The organism is Terriglobia bacterium (assembly GCA_020073495.1).
Classification (GTDB): Bacteria; Acidobacteriota; Terriglobia; order Terriglobales; family Acidobacteriaceae; genus JAIQFD01.
In genome coordinates this window covers 64,192-86,145 of sequence record JAIQFD010000007.1, presented here as the reverse complement: position 1 = coordinate 86,145, position 21,954 = coordinate 64,192, and the positions used below count along the sequence as shown (strand labels likewise).

General features: G+C 62.8%; 17 protein-coding genes and 1 tRNA gene. 7 read left to right on the top strand and 11 right to left on the bottom strand.

Annotated elements, in window-relative coordinates:
- Nucleotides 1-360: 360 nt before the first annotated feature.
- On the bottom strand, nucleotides 361-867 hold the full coding sequence (locus tag LAN37_15855) for a hypothetical protein (GenBank protein MBZ5648684.1): 507 nt from the start codon (nucleotides 865-867) through the stop codon (nucleotides 361-363).
- Between the two features lie 541 nt (nucleotides 868-1,408).
- Between LAN37_15855 and LAN37_15850 the strand changes: the two genes are divergently transcribed.
- The 5 genes from LAN37_15850 to LAN37_15830 are packed head-to-tail and all read left to right on the top strand — an operon-like array spanning nucleotide 1,409 to nucleotide 8,028.
- Nucleotides 1,409-1,834, top strand: a complete 426-nt coding sequence (locus tag LAN37_15850; protein MBZ5648683.1) for a response regulator — start codon at nucleotides 1,409-1,411, stop codon at nucleotides 1,832-1,834.
- A complete protein-coding gene (locus LAN37_15845) occupies nucleotides 1,797-2,606 on the top strand; it encodes an HD domain-containing protein (protein MBZ5648682.1) in 810 nt (269 codons plus the stop codon). The genes LAN37_15850 and LAN37_15845 overlap by 38 nt, the downstream gene beginning before the upstream one ends.
- Nucleotides 2,587-5,625: a PAS domain S-box protein gene (locus LAN37_15840; GenBank protein MBZ5648681.1), complete on the top strand. Its 3,039-nt coding sequence runs from the start codon at nucleotides 2,587-2,589 to the stop codon at nucleotides 5,623-5,625. Before LAN37_15845 ends, LAN37_15840 begins: the two co-directional genes overlap by 20 nt.
- Nucleotides 5,615-6,079 carry a response regulator gene (locus LAN37_15835; protein MBZ5648680.1) on the top strand — a complete coding sequence of 155 codons (465 nt, stop codon included), beginning with the start codon at nucleotides 5,615-5,617 and terminating at the stop codon, nucleotides 6,077-6,079. Before LAN37_15840 ends, LAN37_15835 begins: the two co-directional genes overlap by 11 nt.
- Nucleotides 6,076-8,028 carry a PAS domain S-box protein gene (locus LAN37_15830; GenBank protein MBZ5648679.1) on the top strand — a complete coding sequence of 651 codons (1,953 nt, stop codon included), beginning with the start codon at nucleotides 6,076-6,078 and terminating at the stop codon, nucleotides 8,026-8,028. Before LAN37_15835 ends, LAN37_15830 begins: the two co-directional genes overlap by 4 nt.
- Before the next feature lie 92 nt (nucleotides 8,029-8,120).
- On the opposite strand, the gene LAN37_15825 is transcribed toward LAN37_15830, so the two are convergent.
- The 4 genes from LAN37_15825 to LAN37_15810 form a co-directional block, all read right to left on the bottom strand.
- Nucleotides 8,121-8,360 (bottom strand): DUF2934 domain-containing protein, encoded by a 240-nt coding sequence (locus LAN37_15825; protein MBZ5648678.1) that lies wholly within the window; start codon nucleotides 8,358-8,360, stop codon nucleotides 8,121-8,123.
- Nucleotides 8,361-8,492: 132 nt separating this feature from the next.
- Entirely contained in the window at nucleotides 8,493-11,741 is a 3,249-nt protein-coding gene (locus LAN37_15820; GenBank protein ID MBZ5648677.1) for an error-prone DNA polymerase, read from the bottom strand.
- A complete protein-coding gene (locus tag LAN37_15815) occupies nucleotides 11,741-13,339 on the bottom strand; it encodes a DNA polymerase Y family protein (GenBank protein MBZ5648676.1) in 1,599 nt (532 codons plus the stop codon). The genes LAN37_15820 and LAN37_15815 overlap by 1 nt, the downstream gene beginning before the upstream one ends.
- A gap of 12 nt (nucleotides 13,340-13,351) precedes the next feature.
- The gene (locus tag LAN37_15810; protein ID MBZ5648675.1) at nucleotides 13,352-14,188 is read right to left on the bottom strand and encodes a DNA recombination/repair protein RecA; all 837 of its coding nucleotides are present in this window, start codon (nucleotides 14,186-14,188) and stop codon (nucleotides 13,352-13,354) included.
- Between the two features lie 251 nt (nucleotides 14,189-14,439).
- On the opposite strand from LAN37_15810, the gene LAN37_15805 reads away from it, so the two are divergent.
- Nucleotides 14,440-14,514, top strand: a tRNA-Glu gene (locus LAN37_15805).
- 19 nt (nucleotides 14,515-14,533) lie between these two features.
- Here LAN37_15805 and LAN37_15800 read toward each other — a convergent pair.
- From LAN37_15800 to LAN37_15775, 6 genes are all read right to left on the bottom strand, one after another.
- On the bottom strand, nucleotides 14,534-15,562 hold the full coding sequence (locus LAN37_15800) for a site-specific integrase (GenBank protein ID MBZ5648674.1): 1,029 nt from the start codon (nucleotides 15,560-15,562) through the stop codon (nucleotides 14,534-14,536).
- Nucleotides 15,549-15,770, bottom strand: a complete 222-nt coding sequence (locus LAN37_15795; GenBank protein ID MBZ5648673.1) for a helix-turn-helix domain-containing protein — start codon at nucleotides 15,768-15,770, stop codon at nucleotides 15,549-15,551. Before LAN37_15795 ends, LAN37_15800 begins: the two co-directional genes overlap by 14 nt.
- Complete coding sequence (locus tag LAN37_15790) at nucleotides 15,767-16,426, bottom strand: recombinase family protein (GenBank protein MBZ5648672.1); 660 nt, start codon at nucleotides 16,424-16,426, stop codon at nucleotides 15,767-15,769. The genes LAN37_15795 and LAN37_15790 overlap by 4 nt, the downstream gene beginning before the upstream one ends.
- 1,021 nt (nucleotides 16,427-17,447) lie before the next feature.
- The gene (locus LAN37_15785) at nucleotides 17,448-18,302 is read right to left on the bottom strand and encodes a hypothetical protein (GenBank protein MBZ5648671.1); all 855 of its coding nucleotides are present in this window, start codon (nucleotides 18,300-18,302) and stop codon (nucleotides 17,448-17,450) included.
- Between the two features lie 195 nt (nucleotides 18,303-18,497).
- Nucleotides 18,498-19,154, bottom strand: a complete 657-nt coding sequence (locus tag LAN37_15780; GenBank protein ID MBZ5648670.1) for a response regulator transcription factor — start codon at nucleotides 19,152-19,154, stop codon at nucleotides 18,498-18,500.
- Nucleotides 19,151-20,860: a CHASE3 domain-containing protein gene (locus LAN37_15775; GenBank protein ID MBZ5648669.1), complete on the bottom strand. Its 1,710-nt coding sequence runs from the start codon at nucleotides 20,858-20,860 to the stop codon at nucleotides 19,151-19,153. The genes LAN37_15780 and LAN37_15775 overlap by 4 nt, the downstream gene beginning before the upstream one ends.
- Before the next feature lie 367 nt (nucleotides 20,861-21,227).
- Here LAN37_15775 and LAN37_15770 point away from each other — a divergent pair, with 367 nt between their 5' ends.
- On the top strand, nucleotides 21,228-21,857 hold the full coding sequence (locus LAN37_15770; GenBank protein MBZ5648668.1) for a hypothetical protein: 630 nt from the start codon (nucleotides 21,228-21,230) through the stop codon (nucleotides 21,855-21,857).
- The last annotated feature ends 97 nt before the right edge of the window (nucleotides 21,858-21,954 follow it).

The window sequence follows — 21,954 nt, the reverse complement described above, 5'->3', positions numbered from 1 at the left end:
GGAGTTTATAACGGAAAGGTAGGGTAGGTTCCGGGTTTTCGCCCTATGTTCCGGGTTCAGAACATCGCTCGGGCTAGCGCCCTCGCGGAAGAGGTGCCGCCCCTGAAGGGGCTCAGGAAACCTCTTGGGACGCTCACCCCGGGTTCGCGGACCAAGGTCCGCGAATCCCGGCCTGAAGGCCGGGCCTACCTCGCCCGGGGCTACGTTCAAACGCCCGCTCACGCGGGCTAGGCGGGAGAGCTCCTAGCTGCTTCTTCCCGCATGGATCTCCAGCCCCACCTGGCGGGTGTCCCTTCGGCTTACACCTCAGGGCAGGCTCCTTCGGCTTAGACCTCAGGGCAGGCTCCTTCGGCTTACACCTCAGGGCAGGCTGGTTCCGACGTCCGAATCCGCTTCTGCATTAATACTTAGACCGATGCGCCGAGTATCATCGTGGACGTCGCCGGTGAGGGTGCGCCAGCCCTCGCGATAGATCTCGTACTTGGCTCTGCGGTTGGTGGTGTGCGGGTACAGGCGCAGGTATTGATGGCGAATGGCGGAAGCGGGGATGACGTACCAAAAGTCGAGGCGGGCGAGGTAGATGGCCACGACGTCGTAGGCGCTGCGGCGGTTCTGCCAACGGTGCTTCAAGTTGACGATGTAGGGACCTCGGGACACGGCCATCCAAGCCGACTTCACCTGCACGCGGAAGCTCCCCAGACGCCGGCTCTGCACGTGGAAATCGAAGGCATGGTTCTCGCCCATGGGCTTGCTGACCTCCAGGCCCAGCGCCAATGCCTTGGTGACAAAGATGGATTCGGCCAGCTCACCCTTTGCCTTGTTGCCGAACCATCGGGGAAAGCGGAGCTTTCGCGGCTTGGAGGGCATGGCTGATTGTTGCGTCCTTGGGTGTGGAGCGCAGTGACGGGCGTCACGGGATCGCCGAGATCGCCGAGATCGCCGAGAACGCCGGGATCGCCGAGATCGCCGAGAACGTTCAGAAACACCACACGGGAAGCGACGGCCGGGGAGAATCCGGTACACAGCGCGAGAAGGTGCGGCAGGGTCCGAGGTCCCTCGGGCCTGAAGGCCCTCGGGATGACAGGGGGGAGGGCGCGGTTAACCCCGGCCTAAAGGCCGGGGCTTCCACCCAAGAAAAATCAGGTCCCTCGACTGCGCTTGCGAAGGCTCGCTTCGCTCGGGATGACAAAGATAGGCAGATTCCCGAAGCGGCAACTCCTCGCCTCGTCTTCCCATATCGGCGCACACCTGCGTTCTTTGCAGCTTGGCGCCGTTTTTGTCGTGCAATCGGCTCAGTGACTTGCAGGCCTGGATGTGTCTTTTGGCTGCGCCGGCTGCGTCCATGCGTGGCACGCAAAATGCTCTTCCGAAAGTGCCCCCGCATGCTTCTGGAAACGAGAGGCGAACGATGAACACCATTCTCATAGCCGACGATGAAGAGAGTTTGCGTCTGCTGATCCGCACCACGCTGGAGAGCCCGGAGGTCACGCTGCTGGAGGCGACCGACGGCAATACCGCACTGGAGATTGCGCGGCGGGAGCAGCCGGACCTGATCGTGCTCGACTGGATGATGCCGGGCAAAAGCGGGATCGAAGTGGCGAAAGAGCTGCGCGCCGATCCCCGCACCGCCGCCATCGCCATCGTGATGCTCACCGCCATGGGCCAGGAGCAAGACCGCAAGCAGGGGCTGGCGGCCGGCGTGCAGGCCTTCCTGGTCAAGCCGTTCAGCCCGCTGGAGCTGCTGGACCGGGTGCAGGAAGTGCTGCGCCTGTCCGAGTTCTGCCAAGGGGAGCGCGATGAAGGCGCCGGAAAGCGATATCGCAAGACGGCTTGAGGTGGAGCAGGCGCAACTGAACCTCTACGCTCGCGACTTGAAGAGACTCTTCCTGTCGGAGCGCGACAAGAGCGCGCAGTTGCGCGCCGCCAACCGCCAGCTCCAGGCCTACGCGCGCGACTTTCGCACCGCCTTCTATGCTGAACGGCAGAAGGCGCGCGAGCTGGAAAAGGCCTACCACGACACTGTCCTGCGGCTGGTCAAGGCCATGCGCTACAAGGACGACGAGACGGGCGCGCACATCGTCCGCCTCAGCCACTTCGCCAAGTTCCTGGCCCAGCAGCGGGGGTGGAAGGCGGCGGCGGCACAACTGCTCTTCGACGCCACCCCCATGCACGATGTGGGCAAGATCGCCGTGCCCGACGCCATCCTGCAGAAGGCCGGGCCGCTCACCCCCGAGGAGTGGGAGGTGGTGCGCCGGCATCCGATGATCGGGGCCAGCCTGCTGCAAGGCTCGGCCTCGCCCCTGCTGGAGCTGGCCCGCGGCATCGCCCTGTGCCACCACGAGCGCTGGGACGGCACTGGCTACCCGCGCCGTCTGCGGGGCGAGCGCATCCCTCAGAGCGCGCGCATCGTCATGCTGGTGGACCAGTACGACGCCCTGCGCACCCGCCGTCCTTACAAGCCGGGGCTGGCGCACGCGCAGACCGTGGACATCCTCCTGAAGGGCGACGGCCGCACCCTGCCCCAGCACTTCGACCCCGAAGTGCTGGAGCTGTTCTCCCAACACCACGCGCAACTTGAGGTGATCTATGAGCGGTTCCGCGATTGACCAGCCGCGCACGAGCGCGGAGGTGGTGCGCTACATGCGCCTGTTCGCCCGTTTCTGCGGCGTCGCGGCTGCGCTCATTGGCGGCCTCGTCCTGCTGGGATGGCTGGTCCACTCTGACTTGCTGCGGGCGATTCTTGCCGGTTGGGTCACGGCGAAACCAAACACCGCTCTGGCGCTGGTGCTGGCCGGCACGGCGCAGTGGTTGAGCGGCGCCGGGACAAGCACGCACAGACGGCAGTGGACGACGCGGGCGCTGGCGACCGCCGTGGGGCTCATCGCCCTGGCCACGCTGCTGGAATACTTCCTGGGCCGCGACTTCGGCATCGACCAGTGGCTGTTCCGCGACGATTTGCAGGCCGCGCAGACCCCCTTCCCCGGGCGCATGTCGGTGATCGCAATCATCGAGTTCGTGCTGTTCGCGGCGATCGTCGAACTGCGCGCCTGGCGGCTGCAAGCGGCAGACCGGGTGGCAGCGTGGCTGGCTTTGATCGGGGCCGGGATCGGCATCCTGGCGCTGCTGGGCTACACCTTCGGCGCCCATACCCTGTACGCGCCCTTCTGGAACACGAGCATCGCTTTGCCGACCGCAGTGGCCTTCACCGTACTCTTCGTCGGCGCGATGTGTGCCCGGCCGGATACCGGCTGGATGGCGGTCGTCGCCGGGGAACGCGCCGGCGGGGTCATGCTGCGCCGGCTGGCGCCATTCGTGATCCTGGGTCCGTGGGTGATCGGCTGGCTCAGCGTGGCCGGCAGCAACGCCGGGTTCTACAGCGCCAACGTAGACCAGGTGTTCGTGGTCGGTCCGCTGATGTTCCTGTCGCTCGTAGTGCTCCACCAGTGCGCCCAGGCCCTGGACCGGCTGGATGCCGAGCGGGAGGACCGCAAGCGCGACGTCGAAGCGTTGAACCGCGAACTCGAATCGCGGGTGCAGAGGCGGACCGAAGAATTGCTCGCCGCCAACGACCAGTTGCGCGACAAGCAGCTCTATGTCCGTTCCCTGATCGAATCCAGTGTCGACGCTTTAGCGACCGTTGATCCCGGGGGAAACATCACCGACGTCAACCAGCAGATGGAGGCGCTGACCGGGAGCGCGCGCCCGGAACTGATTGGCACGCCTTTCAAACGCTACTTCACCGATCCCGCACGAGCCGAAGAGGGAGTGCACCTGGTGCTGCGGCAGGGCCGCGTCACCGACTACGAGTTGAGCGCCCGCCACCGGGACGGACGAGAAACCCCGGTCGCCTACAACGCCAGCACCTACTTCGACCCGCAAGGGATACTGATGGGCGTGTTCGCCGCCGCCCGCGACATCACCGAGCGCAAGCGGGCCGAAGAACAATTGCGCAAGCAGGCCGAGATGCTGCACCTCGTCCCCGCGGCCATCGTGGTGCGGGATCGGGAGGGCAAGATCACCTTCTGGAGCCGCGGAGCGGCGGATCTCTATGGGTGGAAGGGTGAAGAAGCGCTCGGCATCACTACGAGCGCGCTCCTCCAGGCACAGTTGCCCGAGACGTTGCCCCAGATCGAAGCCACGGTTCTCCGGGGGATGGTGTGGGAGGGTGAACTGCGCCATACCAAGCGAAACGGGCAACAGATCACCGTTGCCAGCCGTTGGGCGCTGCAGCGAGACCCCCAGGGAACTCCCGCCGGGTACCTGGAGATCAACGTGGACATCACCGAGCGCAAGCGGGCCGAGATCGAGTTGCAGCGTCTGAACCGCGCGCTGATGGCGCTGAGCCGCTGCACCGAGGCAGTGGCGCGGGCGATGGACGAAAGCACGCTGCTGCAGCAGGTGTGCGACACCATCGTGCAGGTCGGTGGCCTCCCCTTGGCCTGGGTGGGCTACGCCGAGGACGACAAGGACAGGATGGTCCGCCCGGTCGCGATCTCCGGCGTGGGCGCCGACTACGTGCGCAACGCGCGTATCACCTGGGCGGATAACGAGCGCGGGCGAGGGCCGACCGGCACCGCCATCCGCACCGGCCGGCCGTGCTTCATTCCCGACATCGTCGCCGATCCGCGGTTCGCCCCCTGGCGGGAAGCGGCCGTGCATCAGGGATATGCGTCGGTGATGGCCGTACCCCTGAGGAATGGGGAACAGAGCTTTGGGGCGCTCAACATCTACGCTCCCGAGCCCAACGCCTTTGACCGCGAAGAACGCTCGCTGATGCTCGAACTGGCCACCACCCTGAGCCACGGCATCCTGGCGCTGCGTACCCGCGAAGAACGCGACCAGGCAGTGATCGAGTTACGCCAGTTGAACGAGACCCTGGAGCGGCGGGTGGCCGAGCGCACCGCGGAATTGGCCGCATCGAATGCGGAGCTGGAATCGTTCACCTACTCGGTGTCGCACGACCTGCGTGCCCCCCTCCGCCACATCGATGGCTTCTCCAAGGTGCTGCTGGAGCAGTACAGCGAGGGTCTGGACGCCACAGCAATGCATTACCTCGAGCGCGTGCGGCACGCCACCCAACACATGGGACGCCTGGTGGACGACCTGCTGAACCTCTCCCGCATCGGCCGCTGCGCCCTCTACGTAGAGCACGTGGCTCTCGGTGACATAGTGCGCGAGGTTGCGGACGAGTTGCAGGCCGACGCCGGCGCACGCACCATCGAGTGGCAGATCGCGCCACTGCCCGTCGTCGCCTGTGACGCCCGCCTCATCCGCCAGGTCTTCTTCAATCTGCTGTCCAACGCGGCGAAGTTCAGCCGGGACCGCTCGCCGGCCGTCATCGAGGTGGGCATGTGCGGTTCAGAACTGTTCGTGCGTGACAATGGCGTGGGCTTCGACCCCAATTACGCGGACAAATTGTTCGGTGTCTTCCAGCGCCTGCACCGCTCCGAGGAGTTCGAGGGCACGGGAGTGGGCCTGGCGACGGTGCGGCGCATCCTGCGCAACCACGGCGGCGACATCCGCGCCGAGGCTACGCCGGATGCAGGCGCCACTTTCTATTTCACGCTGGGTCAGCCGGAAGCGGTTTCCGGCGTCCCGGAATCGGAGGCGATCCATGCTGCTTAACGAAAACGAGATCCTATTGGTCGAAGACAATGATGCCGACGTCGAGCTGACCTTGCTGGCGTTACGCGGGGAGAAGCTGTGCAACAACATCCACGTGGTGCGCGACGGCGCGGAAGCCCTGGACTTCATGTTCTGCCGCGGCGCTTACCAGCAGCGGGCCGGATGCCCCTTGCCGCGCCTGGTGCTGCTCGATCTGAAGCTCCCCAAGGTGGACGGCTTGGAAGTCCTGCGGCAGCTTAAGCAACATGAGGAGACCCGCTTGATCCCCGTGGTGGTGATGACCTCGTCGCGTGAGGAGAGCGACCTGTGGAAGAGCTACCAGCTCGGGACCAACAGCTATATCCAAAAGCCGGTGGACTTCACCAGCTTCCGCGACACGGTCAAGCAGCTTGGCCTGTACTGGCTGATCGTGAACCAGGTCCCGTCGGTCCGAGTGGCCACGAGTACGACGTGACCGACGCCGCCGCCATCTCCGAGTGCACGCGCCCGCTGCGCGTGCTCTGCCTGGAAGACGTACGGCTCGACGCCGAGCTGTGCATCCTTGAACTGGAAAAGGCAGGCTACGCGGCGGAGTACGAGATCGTCGCCGACCGGGCCGGTTTCCTGGCCCAGATCCAGTCGCGCGACTTTGACCTCGTTCTCGCCGACTACCGCCTGCCAGGCTGGACAGGCGTGGATGCGCTCAAGGTGATGCAGGAGATGGGCAAGAATCTGCCTTTCATCCTGGTGACGGGAACGCTGGGCGATGAGACCGCAGTCGAGTGCGTGAAACAGGGCGTCTGGGACTACGTCCTCAAGGACAAGCTGATGCGGCTGAGATTGGTCGTCGGCCGCGCGCTGCACGAGCGGCAGCTCCAGCTGGATCGCGCCGCCGCTGAACGGGAACGCGAGCTGCTGCTCCGAGACATGGCCGAGCGCGAGCGCAAGTACCGCGAGCTCTTCGAACTCGCCAACGAAGCCATCCTCATCTTCGAGACCGAGCACGAAGTGATCCTCGAGGCCAACCCCTACGCCTGCGAGATGTACGGCCTCGCGCACGACCAGCTCGTGGGCATGAGTCTCAAGAAGCTCACCCGCGACGTCGAGCGCGGCGAGCGGCAGATCGCCGAATTGCTGGCCGTCGGCAGTTGGCAGAATTTCGAGACGGTGCACTTGCGCCGCGACGGCACACCCATCCACATGCTGGCCAGCTCCCGGATCATCGAGTACAAAGGCCAGCCCGCCATCCTGAGTGTCAACCGCGACATCACCGAATTGAAGAAAGCGGAGGACGAGCTGCGCCGCACGCACGACGAGCTGGAGAAACGCGTTGCGGAGCGCACCGCGGAGCTGGCGCAGGTCAACGCCGAGCTGCGGCGCTCGCGCGACGAGTGGCAGAGCACCTTCGACTGCATGTCTGACGCCATCACGCTGCACGATCCTTCTTACAACATCGTGCGCTGCAACCGCGCTTTTCGCGACCTGTTCCCCGGAGCGGACATCGAGAACACGAAGTGCTACCAGCTCGTGCACGGTCTGGACCACCCGCCGGAGATCTGTCCTCTGGCGAAAACCTTGGCTTCGAGCCAGTCCGAGCTGTGCGAGTTCTTTGAGCCGCATCTCGACCGCTTCATCGCCGTTCGGACCGACCCGGTCCGCGATGGCGAGGGGAACATCGTGCGCATCGTTCACACGGTCAGCGACATCAGCGAGCGCAAGGAGATCGAGCGCATGAAGAACGACTTTGTGGCAACCGTAAGCCACGAGTTACGCACGCCGCTGTCATCGCTGCGCGGGTTCGCGGAGTTGATGCTGCAGCGCGAATACCCACCGGAGAAGCGTCGTCATTTTCTAGAGGTCATTTATCGGGAGAGCAACCGGCTGGGCAATCTCATCAACGATGTCCTCGACCTCCAGCGCATCGAATCCGGGCAGCAGGTATTTCAGCCGGAGGCGGTGTCCTTGCAGGATTTGGCAGGCGAGACCGCAGAGCTGTTTTCGGGAGAGAAAGCGCACCGCATCACGGTCGACGTGCCGCCTTCACTCCCGCTGGTGGACGCCGATGCGGATGCCTTGCGCCAGGTGCTCAACAATCTCGTTTCCAACGCGCTGAAGTACTCCCCGGAGGGCGGCGAAGTCCGGATTGGCGCCCGCGAACAGGCGTCCCAGGCGCTGGTCTGGGTCTCCGACCAGGGCCTCGGCATCGCCCCCGAGCTGCTCCCCAGGATCTTCTCCAAGTTTTGCCGCGCACCCGGCTCGGTCACGCGCAAAATCGGGGGGACCGGGCTGGGATTGGCCCTGGTGAAAGGCATCGTGGAGGCGCACGGCGGCCACGTCTGGGCGGAGAGCGCCCCGCAGAAGGGCAGCACGTTCTATTTCACTTTGAATTTCGCCCCCGCCGCAGGCAGCGCCAGCGCAGCTTAGGCCTTCTGCCGTAGGGTGACGGCACAAACTCTCCCCCACGGTCCGCAGCTTGACGCGTCGTGGCCGCGGGAGCCGCTGGCGCTCAAGGGCCTTTAGGCGCTACGGCGTCCCAGGATCTCGGCTTCGGCGCGGAACCAGTATTCCTGGTCTCTGCCTTCCTGCCGCCCTTCCTGCTCGTACAGCTCATAGGCGCGCTGGCGGATCCGCTCTTCCAGACTTCCGTCCGACCTGGCCGCGGAGGCAAACACCGCGACCGGCCGCCGGGCCGTGCTTTCGGTGGTGGGTTTCCTGTTGCCCTTGCCGCCGTTTTTCCCGCTGGTAGCTTTTGGCATCGTTCTACTCACTCCTGTACATGATGGCTTTGGGTCATTGACCTCCGATTGTAGAACGAAATGCTGTGGAAGATGCACGGCCCGCAATACTTTTCATGGGATTTTTACGATGCGATGCATCTGCTTTGCGTCTCAGTGGAAATCGTGCGAGCTGGTTTCCGCTGCCGTCACGCTGAGCGGCAGCACCCGGTCGGCCTTTACCGAGATCACGTTATCCAGGTTTTGCAGCACGCCCTCTGCCAGCAGGAACTTCTCGCCGACCAGCAGCACGCGGTTTTGCTCGAACAGGTCGGGAGTGATGATCACGTTGGAGATGCCGGTCTCATCTTCCAGGCTGAGGAATACGAATCCGTGCGCCGTTCCGGGACGCTGGCGCGCGATGACGCATCCCGCCGTGCGCACCCGCCGGCCGTTGGGGATACGCGGCAATTCGACGGCCGGGCGCACTCCAAGCGCGTTCATCTCCGCGCGCCGGTAGGCCATGGGATGCGGTCCGACAGTCAGCCCCGTGCCGCGGAAATCCGCCACCAGCCTCTCCTCGGCAGTCATCTTCTTTAAGGGAGCGGGCGCATCTTGCTCATGGACTTCATCCAGCAGCGGACCGGCCGGGCGCGTCGCGCGCTCGACCTGCCAGAGAGCGTCCCTTCGATGAAGTTTCTGGTTTCTAGTTTCTAGTTTCTCGACAGCAGCGATTTCACTCGCCGGGTTTGTTCTAGAAACGAGAAACGAGGAACTAGAAACTGAGTTCAGTGCTCCCACCTCCGCCAGCATCTGCAACTCCGCCTTACGCAGCTCCGGCACGCGGCGGGCCAGTTCGTCGATAGAGGTGAATGGCCGCATCTTTCTTCTTTCCACGATCGCCCGCGCTGCTTCCTCTCTTAATCCCTTCACATATCGCAGGCCAAGGCGCACAGCGAATTTTTTGCCGACGACCGAAGACTGACGACCGACGACCTCTTCCAGCCTGCACATCCACCCCGACCTCAAGACATCGATCGCCTTGAACTTCAGCCCGTGCCGCTGCGCGTCCTTCACCACCGTGGAGGCGTGATAAAAGCCCATTGTCTGATTGTTGAGCAGGGCGGCGGTGAACGCAGCCAGGTAGTGCGTCTTCAGCCAGGCGCTGGCGTAAGCCAGCAGCGCGAAGCTGGCGGCGTGCGATTCGGGGAAGCCGTAAAGCGCGAACGAGGTGATGGACTTGATGATCTCCTCCTGCGCGGCCGGGGCGATGCCGTTGCGCGTCATGCCCAGGCGCAACTTGACCTCGATGTCGCGCATGCGCGCCTCCGAGCGCTTGAAGCCGAAGGCACGGCGCAACTCCTCCGCTTCGCCGCCCGAGAATCCGGCGGCGATCATGGCCATGCGCAGCAATTGTTCCTGGAAAAGCGGCACGCCCAGCGTGCGCGCCAGCACCGGCTCCAGCGACGGGTGCGGATACACAACCGGCTCGCGTCCCTGCCTTCGGTTCAAATACGGATTCACCATCTGGCCCACGATCGGTCCCGGCCGGATGATCGCCACCTGCACCACGATGTCGTAGAAGCGCTGCGGCCGCAGCCGCGGCAGGCACGACATCTGCGCCCGGCTCTCGATCTGGAACATGCCCACCGTGTCCGCCTTCTGGAGCGCGGCGTATACCTCGGGATCGTCCGGCGGAAGATGCGCCAGGTCGAGCTCTTCGCCCTGCGCCTCGCGCGCGATCTGGATGGTGTCTTCGAGCACCGCCATCATTCCCAGCCCCAGCAGGTCCACCTTGATGATCCCCATGTCGGCGCAGTCTTCCTTGTCCCACTGCACCACCACGCGGCCGGGCATGGACGCGGGCTCGAGCGGCACCACCGAATCGAGCTGCCCCTGGCAGATCACCATGCCGCCGGAATGCTGCCCCAGGTGGCGCGGCAGGTCCTGCACCGCCTGGCACAACTCGAAGAACTTTCCGATGCGGGGGTGCGAGAGGTCGAAGCCGGCGTCAGTGAACTGGCGGGCGAGAGTGTCCGAGGGATCGCGGTACTCCCAGCCACCCACGAGCTGGGAGAGGCGGTCGAGGGTCTCGCGATCGAAGCCCAGCGACTTGCCGATCTCGCGTGCCGCCGAGCGCCCGCGGTAGGTGATGACGTTCGCCGTCATCGCCGCACCCAATTTGCCGTAGCGCTGGTACACGTACTGGATGACGCGCTCGCGCTGCCCGCCCGAGGGCAGGTCGAGGTCGATGTCGGGCCACTCGCCGCGCTCTTCCGACAGGAATCGCTCGAACAGCAGATCCATGCCGACCGGGTCCACGGCGGTGATGCCCAGCGAGTAGCAGACCGCGGAGTTCGCCGCCGAGCCCCGCCCCTGCACCAGGATGTGCTGCTCGCGGCAGAAGCGCACGATCTCCCATACGATGAGGAAATATCCCGCGAGGTTGAGCTTCTCGATCAACGCCAGTTCACGTTCGATCTGCCGCCTGGCGCGCGCGCGTAGCCCGGGCGCGGCGCGGCCGTAGCGCTCCTGTGCGCCCTCCGCCGTCCGCTTGCGCAGGAACGACATCATGGTTTCGCCTTCGGGCACCGGATACTTCGGGAACTCGTAGCCAAGGTCGGCCAGCGTGAAGCTGAGCCGCGACGACAGCGCACAGGTATTGGCGATCGCGTCGGGCAGGTCGGCAAACAGTTCGGCCATCTGCCGCGCTGTCTTCAGGTGCCGCTCAGAGTTGCGCTCCAGCAGCCGCCCCGCCGTGTCCAGCGTGCGATGGTTCTTGATGCAGGTAAAGACATCGAGCAGCTCTCGTTCTTGCGGGACGGCGTAGGCGACACCGTTGGCTGCGAGGATGGGCAGCGAGAGCGAGCGCGCGATCTCCACCGCCGCCTCGTTGCGCGATTCTTCCTCACGCCGGAAGTGACGCTGCAGCTCGACATACACGTTCTCTCGTCCAAAGATCGCCACCAGGCGCTCGACAGCGCGCCGCGCTTCCTCGCGCCCGCCTTCCTGCAGCGACATGCCCAGCGGTCCATCGTCGCCCCCGGTCAGGCAAATGAGTCCCTTCGCGTATGGTTCGACTTCCTCCAGCGAGGCCGCGCACTCTCCCGGCTTGGCGTGTTTCGGCACGCGCATCTTCATGCGCGTGATCAACCGGCAGAGGTTCTGGTATCCCTCGCGACTCACGACGAGGAAAGGGATGCTGGAGCCATGCAAACGCGTGCCGATCTCCGATCCGATATGCGCCTGCACGCCGGCTCTCTTCGCCGCGAGATGAAACCTCGGCGCGCCGTACACACCGTTGCGGTCGAGCACCGCCATCGCCGGCATGCCCAGTTCGGCGCATCGCGCCGCCAGTTCCTCGGGCAGGGAAGAGCCCTCGAGGAAGCTGAAGGCGGATCGGGCGTGAAGTTCCACGTACATCAGTCGTACTCCCCGTGCGCGAACCAGACCCCGTTCTCATCGCAGTAGATCCGGTACAGGCCGACCGCAGCGCTGCCCGTGCGCGAGGCCACAACGGCGATATCCCACTCCTCCCTTGCCCACCCGTTCTTCCTTCCCGATCCGTGTTCATCCGTGTGGATCCGTGGTGCAAGGGTTTTCTCTTGGCCTCTGTGGTCGCCGTTGTTTTTCCACCACTCGCCCGAGATCCGCCAAGGTCCCGAAGCCGACACCACTTCACCGTGCACCCGCTCCGACCTCACGCGCGCCGGCTTCCCCGAGCAAACATCCACGCTGATCGCCAGCGGGGGACGGAATACGCGGAGTGCGAGCATCGTCTCCCCGCTTTTGACACCCAGCGGCTTCAGCCGCTGGGTGTCAGGTGCTTCTTTGCAGGGCGCAACCATGAATTTGAGCATGCGGAAAGCGTCCGGCCGGTGTGTGTCCAGCAGCTCCGCCGCCCCGACATTCCCTTCGCCGACGACGCCAGAGATCCGCGCCAGGGTGAGTTCCAGCCGTTCCGGCTCCGGGGCCAACGGGAGAAAAAGTCCGCCCTGCGCAAAGCGCGGACGCACCGGCTCCGCCGCCAGCGTCACCTTCGCCACCGGCGCGCCCGGCGGATGCGACTTCAGATCGAGTTGCAGCAGCTTGAGGAAGACCTTGCTGTCGAGCATCGGCACCGGCAGCCGCAGCGTGCGCTCGAATCGGGTCATCGGCGGACCTGGGGCGAGTTCCATCGCTAGCCGGAGTTCATTCGTGGCCAGGGCCCGTGCTCCCAGCCGCGCGCACAACTGTTCCAGCAGACGCCCCAGAGCGAACGCCAGCGGCTCCAGCAGGTCCACCGGATACTCCAGTTCCAGCATCTCTTCGAAACGCAACGGCGGCTCGCACGGCGCCAGGTCGCGCGTGGTCGCGCCGCGTGCCAGCCGTTGCAGCCGAAGCCCTTCCTGTCCCAGGCGCTCAGTGACCGCGACTTCGGGCAGCGCGCCCAGCGCGCGCAGGTTGCGTACGCCCCAGCGGTCGAGCGTGTCGAACAGTTCCGGCGCAGGCGCAAGGACATCGATCGGCAGGGGACCCAGGCGCTCCGCTTCTTTTCCTGGCGGGATGACGGTCACGCCCGCAAATCCTTGCGCAGCGTGCGTGGCCGCATCGGGATTCGAGGCCACACCGACGTGCGTCTCGAGGCCCATCTCCGAAGCGCGCCGCGCCAGGTCATGCGCGATCTTCGCCGGGGATCCGAAGAGCTGTGCGAGTCCGGCAAGGTCGAGGATGACCGTATCGGCCGCCGTGTCCTCCACGCGCGGCGAGAAAGCCTGCGCGCAATCGAGCAGCGCGGCATGCGCGGCTGCTTCCTGCGCCGGCGAACGCTTGCGCAGTTCCAGCTTTTCGTCCCGGGCCTGGGCCTGCAGTTTCGTCATCCCGATCTCGATGCCCAACGCGCGAGCCGCATCGTTCAGTGCGCACACCATCTCCATGGGCGGCGTGCCCTCGACCACCGTGACCGCAGATCCGCGCAGCTCTGGCTGCGCGCGCACGATGGCCTCAACGGGAAAGTCCGGGATGTACAGTGCCGCGAACATAGCCGTCAGCCATCAGCGGATCCAACTTGCGCGTGATTCGAATGCCGCCGTGACCGACTGGACCGGCTTTCGCTCGCGCATCGGGGAGCGGACAACTCCGACAGAAATTTTTGTTCCATGCAGCAATCGCGCATGGGTGGGCAGATCACTTCTTCCTGAGGACTGACGGCGGATGGCTGACAGCTTCAGCACCAGCGCCGCCGCACTTTTCACGAACGGCTCTTCCTCGATCACCACCAGCGCCGTAGGGGTGTGCTCCACGGCGCGCCGGAAGCGGAACCACGAGGTCAGCGGTACGCGTCGCGCGGTCCCGGGCGGCACTTCCCCAAGGTCGATCACCACCAGCCCGAACCCGCCCGCCTGCAACAGGGAATCCGCCGTTTTCAAGGCGTGCTCAACCCCAGAGTCATTCCGAAATGACCCGATGACCCGATCCCCCGATGAGCCGTTCTTCTTCTTCGTGTCTCCGTGTCCCCGTGGTCTCTTCCCGCACCGCACCCACAGCACGCGCTTCAGGTCCACGCCCGCGGCCTGCGCCGACTTGGGATCGAAGTTGTCGGTTGCGTCGATCAGCGCGCAGACCTCGCCGCGCGCCGTCACCTGGGCCATGACGGAGAGCATCAGGGAAGTACGCCCCGACGATGCCGGCCCGAAAATCTCCGTCAGCGCGCCCCGCGGCAGCCCCTGGGTGAGCGCATCCACCTGCGGGATCCCGGTGGCGATGGTGGCCGCGGGCGGTCGGGGCTGCATCGCGGAAGCCGCGGCCACTCCCGCTACCTCGCGCACTGCGGCACGGCGCAACGCAACCGGTTCGGAAATAGGCGCAACGCGCAGGGCAGCGGAGTCCATAAAGACACCTCGACCACGAAGATCGACGAGCTGAAAGTTCAACGAGCGGGGCCAGGGAAAGCGGACCTTGCGGCAGTCTTAGCGCAGCCCGACTTTCGCTTTTTCTTCGCTAACAAAGGGGATTCTGCGCCTCTCGGGAAAGGTTGTCAAGAGGCACGCACAACCGCGTTTTTACTGGGGTTTGATGCGCCGCGGCGGCAGCGCTGGCCAGAAAATGATCTTTGGTATAATCGATGGCGTCTTCACTCGGTGGCGCTATCGTCTAGGGGTTAGGACGGAAGATTCTCAATCTTCAAACCCGGGTTCGATTCCCGGTAGCGCTACCAAATCAAATCAACAACTTAGTCACTGCACAGTTTTTGACTGTGACGCAAATTGTGACATTCCAGCCAAGTTCTTTTGGTCCACTGCCCTGCGAATCTCCTCGATGCCTGGATGTTGGTAGATCATGGTCGTCCGAGCATCGGAGTGTCCGAATGCTTTCATAACTGCCGCCAGATTGCCCGTTGCAGCCAAGGTTTGTGTGGCGAAGCTATGCCGAGCAGAGTAAAGGACCACCGAGGGATTGATTCCCGCTTTCTTTCGTGCGGTTAGGAACTGCTTTTCCACCGTCACAATGTGTCCAGTTTTCGATTGTGATGAAGGGAGCACCCAACCCTCAGTTTTGCCGGCGACGCGGCAGAGCAAAGCATCCAAGACACGCTGGCTCATCGGAACGAAACGACGGGAGTTTCTTGTTTTCCCGAACGGAATAAAGATCATCCGTTCGTTCCAACTCACGTGTTCCCACCGCATTCTGAAAACCTCAGCGGGCCGCATTCCCGTGTCGAGAAGGATAAACAGCACGTCCTTGAGGGGTTGTTCTGCGACAGCCAGGAGCTTGGTCTCCGTTGCACGGTCAATCAGAGTTGACCGACCGTGTTCCTTCATTAGTGTGATGCGGGGCGCAGTTCGGATTAGTCCCCACTCTGCTGCTTTGCCAAGCATCCGCCGTAACGTACGTAACGCGTTGTTGGCATTTGCTGGTGAGTGACCGAGACGAAGTTCGCTCGTCTCATCTGTGGTGATTTTATCCAGATGCATTCCCGCAACCTGAGTCTCTTGGATCATTTCCCACCCATAGCGGTAGTAACGCTTCGAGCCCGGTTCCAGGTCGCTGCCATCAACCCATGTCAAAAACCGATTTGCAAATTCAGAAAGGATAGGAGCACGACGAGGCACTGACGACTTGCCACGCTCCTTCGCTTCTGCCATCAGCAATGCTTCGACTATCCGTGCGCGGGAGAGAGCCGTTTCTTTGGTTGACCCACGGTATCTTTCGCCCGCCATGGAAAAGTCGTAATGCCAGGTTCGGCCTCGTTTATAGAGAGACATCGTTTTCCTCCATGTGTGCCCGCACGGAAGGTGTCCGACGACCTCTCTCGATGTATTGAAGTACATCGGCAAGATCATACCGCACTGTACCCTCCAGTTTGATCCAACGAGGACCAACATCCGACTTGCGCCAATACCGAAGAGTGCCCTCCGGAACGGCCAGGATCTCAGCCGCCTGTTTGGTCGTCAGCAGTTGAGGTGTCTTCATCCCGAAACCTCATCGAGCTGGGCCTGCTTCTGTTGGGTGGATTCGCTCGGAGCCAGTGCCCGCCGCACACGCGAAACGGGCACGCCAAGCTCATTTGCAATCTTGCGGAGCGACTTGCCCTCACTGCGAAGCGCAATCACCTTTTCAGCATCAATGCTGGCACGTGGTCTTCCGATTCGCTTCCCGATGGCGCGGGCGTGGGCTATGCCCGCGCGTACACGTTCTGCAATCAGGTCCCTCTCAAACTGCGCCACTGCCCCCATGATATGAAACAGGAGTTGACCACTTGGGGTGGTGGTATCGACCCCTTCGGTGTAGCTGATGAAATCGATGCCCAGGGCTCGGAAGTCGTCGAGGCTGTCCACGAGGTGTTTCACCGACCGCGCGAAGCGATCGAACTTCCAAACCAGAACCACATCGAAGCGCCGTTTGCGCGCATCCTGCATAAGAGTGTCGAGTTGGGGGCGACGACGCTGGGCACCGCTTACGCCCACATCGACGTACTCATGCATCTTTCCAAAACGCTGGGTCGCAAAGCGTCGCAGGTCATCCAACTGCGGAGCACAGTTCTGGTCCAAGGTGCTGACACGGGCATATAAGGCCACGGTCTTGGCATAAGGAGCCGAGTAGTCTTCGCTCTTACCGTGAAAAGACATCGGTGCATCCGACGTCTGATAGTAACCCCGAGTTCGCGAAACCTCCCGTCTGGGCGGCCCATGAACAAAGAAATGGGGACATTGCCTTTCCGCATAATTGCGCGCAATTAATGCAGTACTTCACGTAAAATTGAGTCCTCAGAAAGCGATAACTTGACGCAAAAATGGCAAATCGGAAAAAAGTAACTTCGGGACCGAAAAAAGAGGTTGACAGCCTCTCGCCGAAGAGGCCCCCCGGACGCCCGGGCATTCACCGCTCCCGCGTTCGAAATAACGCCGACCACTATCGAATGCTGCTTGGAAAACACTGGAAGGTCGTGGGAGAACCCTTACTTCAGGCGAATACACCGGAGGAGGTTACGGCGGCCTTCAGGGAGGTTTCCGAGATCCAAAGGGTGCACTTCGTGCCTTCTCTGGCGAAACTAATCCTTCAGGTCCGGCGGGAGCCGCACTTTCCCAAGACCCGCAATGCCCAGATTGGATTCTTGGCCGATTCCTTAGGGGCAAGAGGGAAGAGGAGTCCCCGACGTTCCAGGGACATCTGTGTGGAAGAAAGAAAAAACGTAGTCCACTGGATTATCCGGCGCGAGTTTTACATTGAATGCACTTGTGGCTACAAAGGCCCTGCACTTCGGGGCGCTTGTCCAAAATGCAAAACGGACATGGTTCATTCGTCGGCCGTGGGGTTCGAGGGGAGCGAGTTGATATAGGCCCCACCCCCATCGCCCAAAATAACGGCAGGGAGCCGTCGGTCGACGGCCTATGACCCTTGGACATCAAACAGTGTGCCGAAATCGTGCCTGGGGATTTTTAACCGCATTGGCAAGCCTAATTGACCGTGCGTTGGACCGCCCCGAAACACTCTAGTTGATAAACGAGGTGCCAGAACCCTGCCGAAAAGAAACCCTTCCCGCCCATTGGACCTGCGTTTCCAGTCACTCACAAACGTGCCTGGCAAATGCCACTCATGCGGCGGGGGGGCGGCGAGCTGCCCCCCAATCCGCGAAGTGATCGGCTGAAATCACCGCGAGCGGGACTGTGCTTCGGCCAGTGTCGTTTCTTTGGGCGTCGAGAGGTAGCCGGTTACCTCGCCCTTCGTCACTGTGAACACGACGATCTCGTACAGCAGGTGGTCCTTCCCGCTATAAAACTGGAGCGGCTCTGCGACATTGCGATCTTTCTTCTCGATGCTCCGGTCGTCCGCCAGAACGTTGAGCGTGAAGCGGCTTCGCTTCGGATCGGCCTTCTTCAGCTGCAAGCCGACGTTGGAAACATGCGTCGGCGATTTGCCTCTGAGCAGCGTGAACTCAAAGTAGTTGCGGTCGCCCTTGTGTTTCAGTACATCGAGTTCATCGCGGGTGTGGGCAATGAGTCCGCTCTGGACCCCAAGATCACCGATGGTCTTGTCCAACTTGGTCTTGGTGGCTTCCAGGTCAGTCTTGGTGGCGGCAACATCGGACTTGGTGACATCGACATCGGACTTGACGCCGGAGACTTCTGAGGCGACAGCGCTGATCTGCTCTTGGGTATGGTTCATCTTCTTCACCGCAACCCGCTGCGATTTCTGCAGCGCCACGGCCTTCTCGGATAGCTGCTTCTGGGTCGCATCCATCTCCGAGCTCAACATGTCGGCCGAGGATTTCATCTTGGACTCCAGGTCGACAATGCGCTGATCTATCTTCTGTTGTGTCTCTGCCTGCTTCTGCTCCATCTCACCCAGCCGGCTACGCTGGTCCAAGAGCAAAGCGCCGGAACCCATCACGTAGAGCAGAGCGAATATTGTGATGGCGACCTTGGCAGCGCTGCCACCTCGGTTGAGAACAACAGCCGACGACGCACCAGGCGCCGCGGGCTTTTCATACTTTTCTTCGTACATGACGGTCTCCTTCGCCCTAATCGGATCCTCCTCACGGAGTCGGGCAACTACACGCGAAAGTCTGCCTTTGACCGGCCCAGCAAGGCTATCGAGTGAACCACCTAGATGGCTGAGGGGGATGCTGTATGTGGAGGTCGCTGGAGGAACCTCTGGACGGGCTCTATCGGCCCGCGAGGAGGAAAAAGTCGTCTCCTGTCATGCGGCGATGATGTTGTTGCGGATGGCGTAGCGAACCAACTCGCTGACGGAGTGCAGCGAGAGTTTGCGCATGATGTTGCTGCGATGCGTCTCGGCAGTCTTGACGCTCAGCCCCAGGATGGCGGCAACCTCTTTCGTGCTTTTTCCCTCGGCCAGCAGTTGCACAACCTCGCGCTCCCGGGGTGTCAGCCGGTCATTGGCGGGCTTGCCTCCGGCTGGGCGCACTCCCCCCTTGAGGTAGCCGTCCAGCACCATCTGAGAGACCTTGGAGGTGAAGAAAGTCTTCTTCTGCTGGAGTGCCTTTACGGCGGCAACCAGGTCCCGGCCAGCATCTGATTTCAGGACATAACCGCGAGCGCCGGCATCCAAGACCTCGCGAATGACCTGGTCCGACTCGTGCATGGTGAGTATAAGAACCTCGGTGTGGGGTCTCTCCCGCAGGATCTGGCGCGCAGCATCCAGGCCATTCAGGATGGGCATGCCGAAATCGAGGATGACCAGGTCCGGATGCAGTTCCCTGGCCTTCTCGACCGCGTCCCGCCCATCCTGGGCTTCGCCGCAGATCTCCAGCTGCGCCTGAGCCTGGATCAGGGCGCGCACTCCGCTTCGTACAACCTCGTGATCATCTGCGACCAGAATGCGGTATACGCTCATGACTGTCCTCCAGATGGAAGAATCGCCTGCACGGTGGTCCCATGATCGTTCGACGTGATGTCCAACTGCCCGCCCAGCTGCCTGATCCGCTCTTTCATCCCATTGATGCCGACCCCGAACACCGAATTCTTCCCGTTGAAAGAAGAATGAAGCAGCTCGGGCGGGATCCCGCGACCCTCGTCCTTGACCTCCAGGGTCACAAACTCTGCGTCGGAGTAGAGGGACACGGTCGCCGTCGGGCTGCCCGCGTGCCGGTGAATGTTTGTGAGGCTCTCCTGGACGATGCGAAACAGGGCGGTCTCGGAATCCTGCGGCAGCCGCTCAAGAACCGGGGGCAGATCCAGTTCGACGCGGATCCCGCTGCGCTCTGCAAAACCGTCGGCAAACCAGCGGATGGCGGAGACCAGGCCCAACTCATCCAGCAGTGGCGGATGCAGCAGATACGAGATGGTGCGCATATCCTTGGAGCACTGCTCGGCAAGGGCCAGGCTTTGCGACAGCACCTTTCGTACGCTGGGCTCAGTGGCGCCGGTGTGGCCTTCGACGGTCTCGAGATTCATCTTGATGGCGGCAATGGACTGGCCGATGCTGTCATGCAACTCCCGGGCGATGCGCCGTCTCTCCTCGTCCTGCAATTTCAGCAGCCGACCGCTGAGCCGGCGCAGAGACTCCTCTGCTCGCGTGCGTTCGGTCACGTCCAAGACCACCGCGCCAAGCTGCTGGATGTTTCCCTTGCCGTCCGTCACCGGGAAAAAGGCGGCCTCCCAGAACCCGATCTCTTCCGGCCTGCCGGGCCTGGGGCCGCTGATCTCCCAGTTCATCACCGGTTTCTGCGAGACCATTACCTCCATGAGAGGAGCTTCGAATTGCGGCGTGAGTTCCCGCAGGATCTCCTGAGCGGTCTTTCCGATATGCTCCTGCGCGGGCACATTGCTGATGGACGCCATGGTTTGATTGATGCGCTGATATCGCAGGTCCAAGTCCAGGATGGTCAAGCCGACCGGGGAAGCTGAGAAGAAACCGCTCATCAGCTCCTCTCCCTGGCGTCGGCGGCTGATCTCCACATTCAGCATGAGGAAGACAGCGATCAGGAGAGAAATGCTCGCCAGGCTACTCACAAACAGCACGCTGTTGGTCCGCCGATGCTTGGCGCGCGCCGCATCTCTCCGCTCATCCAGGAGTTTGTTCTCCTCGTCTTCCATGTTCTTGATGGTGGCGGCGATCCGATTGGTAAGCCGCCTGCCCTTGTCGGTGAGCTCGATCTGCCGGCTGGCGCTGGGCCTTCGCGTCCGTTTCAAGTTGATGGATTCAGCCAGCACCGCAAGCCGACGTCGGACCAGGGGTTCGAGAGAAGCCAAGCGCTGCTGCTGATGGGGATCGTCCACCGCAAGGTCCTGTAGCTCCTTGATCTTCTCAGGGATGGACCGCACCGCCAGATAGTAGGGATCCAGCTCGCGCTCGCCCCCGAACAGAATGAATCCGCGGCGGGCACTTTCCGCGTCGTTCAGTTCAGAAAGCAGGTTTTCCAGGTTGGCGACGACTTCCTGGGTATGAGTGACCCATTGCTGGCTCTGCACGAGGTGGTCGGTGGACAGAAGTGCGCCCACACCAATAGCGACGAGGATGGCCAGCGCGATCCCGAACCCGATATTGATCGCACTGTCCGACGCTGTGAAACGACGCAACGACAGCGTAAAGCGACTCAAACAGACAGCTCCTGGGGGAGGTCTAGGATCCGTTTGTCTGTGAACCCCCTCGATCAGCCTTAGGACTCGATTCCACCAAGTATCGTCCAGACTCCTCCATCCCGGGCAGAGTTCTTACCTTTTGGACGAGAACGCAAGTGCATGGTCGAACGGCCACGATGCGATGTACGAGAGGACATCCCTGGATCTACCACACGCCAAGCGCCCTACAGTAACCCCCGCGGAAGTTTACAGCATGTTCCGGAGTGTGTCGCCCAGCCGGCCTCACCTAGACTGCAGCCGTCTGCCTCCAGCGGAACATCGGTTCGTGCATAACGTGCAGAGTCAGTAGGCAGACCATCAAGACGCTTTTGCTAGGAGGTGCCATATGAAGATAGGCAAGCGCACTTACTTGATGTCCGCAGCGGCCCTGTTATTGGCCGTGGTCGCGACCGGCGCCGTGTGGGCCAATCGTCAAAGCGAAAAGCTTAGTCAACCGGTCATGGTCACCGTGCCCGAGGGCACGGCGGTCGATGTCGTCCTGACTGGCGCGCTCTCGAGCGATCGCTCCCGGCCGGGTGAAACCTTCGACGCCACCGTCGCTCAGCCCGTCGTCATCGATAACGAGACGGTGATCCCGAAAGGCGCGCCTGTGAAGGGGCGCGTGGTGGATGCGGTGCCGGCCGGCCATCTGCGCGGAGTGCCGCGGCTGAAGCTCGCGCTCACGGAGCTGGACATGGACGGCAGGTCCTATCCCGTGGCGACAAGCTATGCGGTCCGTTCAGGCAGAAACCACAACAAGAGGAACCTGGCGTGGATCGGCGGCGGCGGAGCCGGTGGAGCAGTCATCGGAGCCATCGCCGGCGGTGGCAAGGGAGCGCTGATCGGCGGCCCAGTGGGCGCGGGCGCCGGGACTCTGGTCGCTTTCCTGACCGGCAAGCATGACATCAAACTGCCGGCGGAACAGCACCTCACGTTCAAGCTCACGCAGCCGATCAGCATCGATCTGAAGGGCTAGTGAACTCTTGCACGGAGGACGGGCGGGTTTCGGCCATTGACTAGCCAGAGCCGTGCTGAAACCCGTTCCGTTTTGTCCCCGAGGTATGAGCGCGACG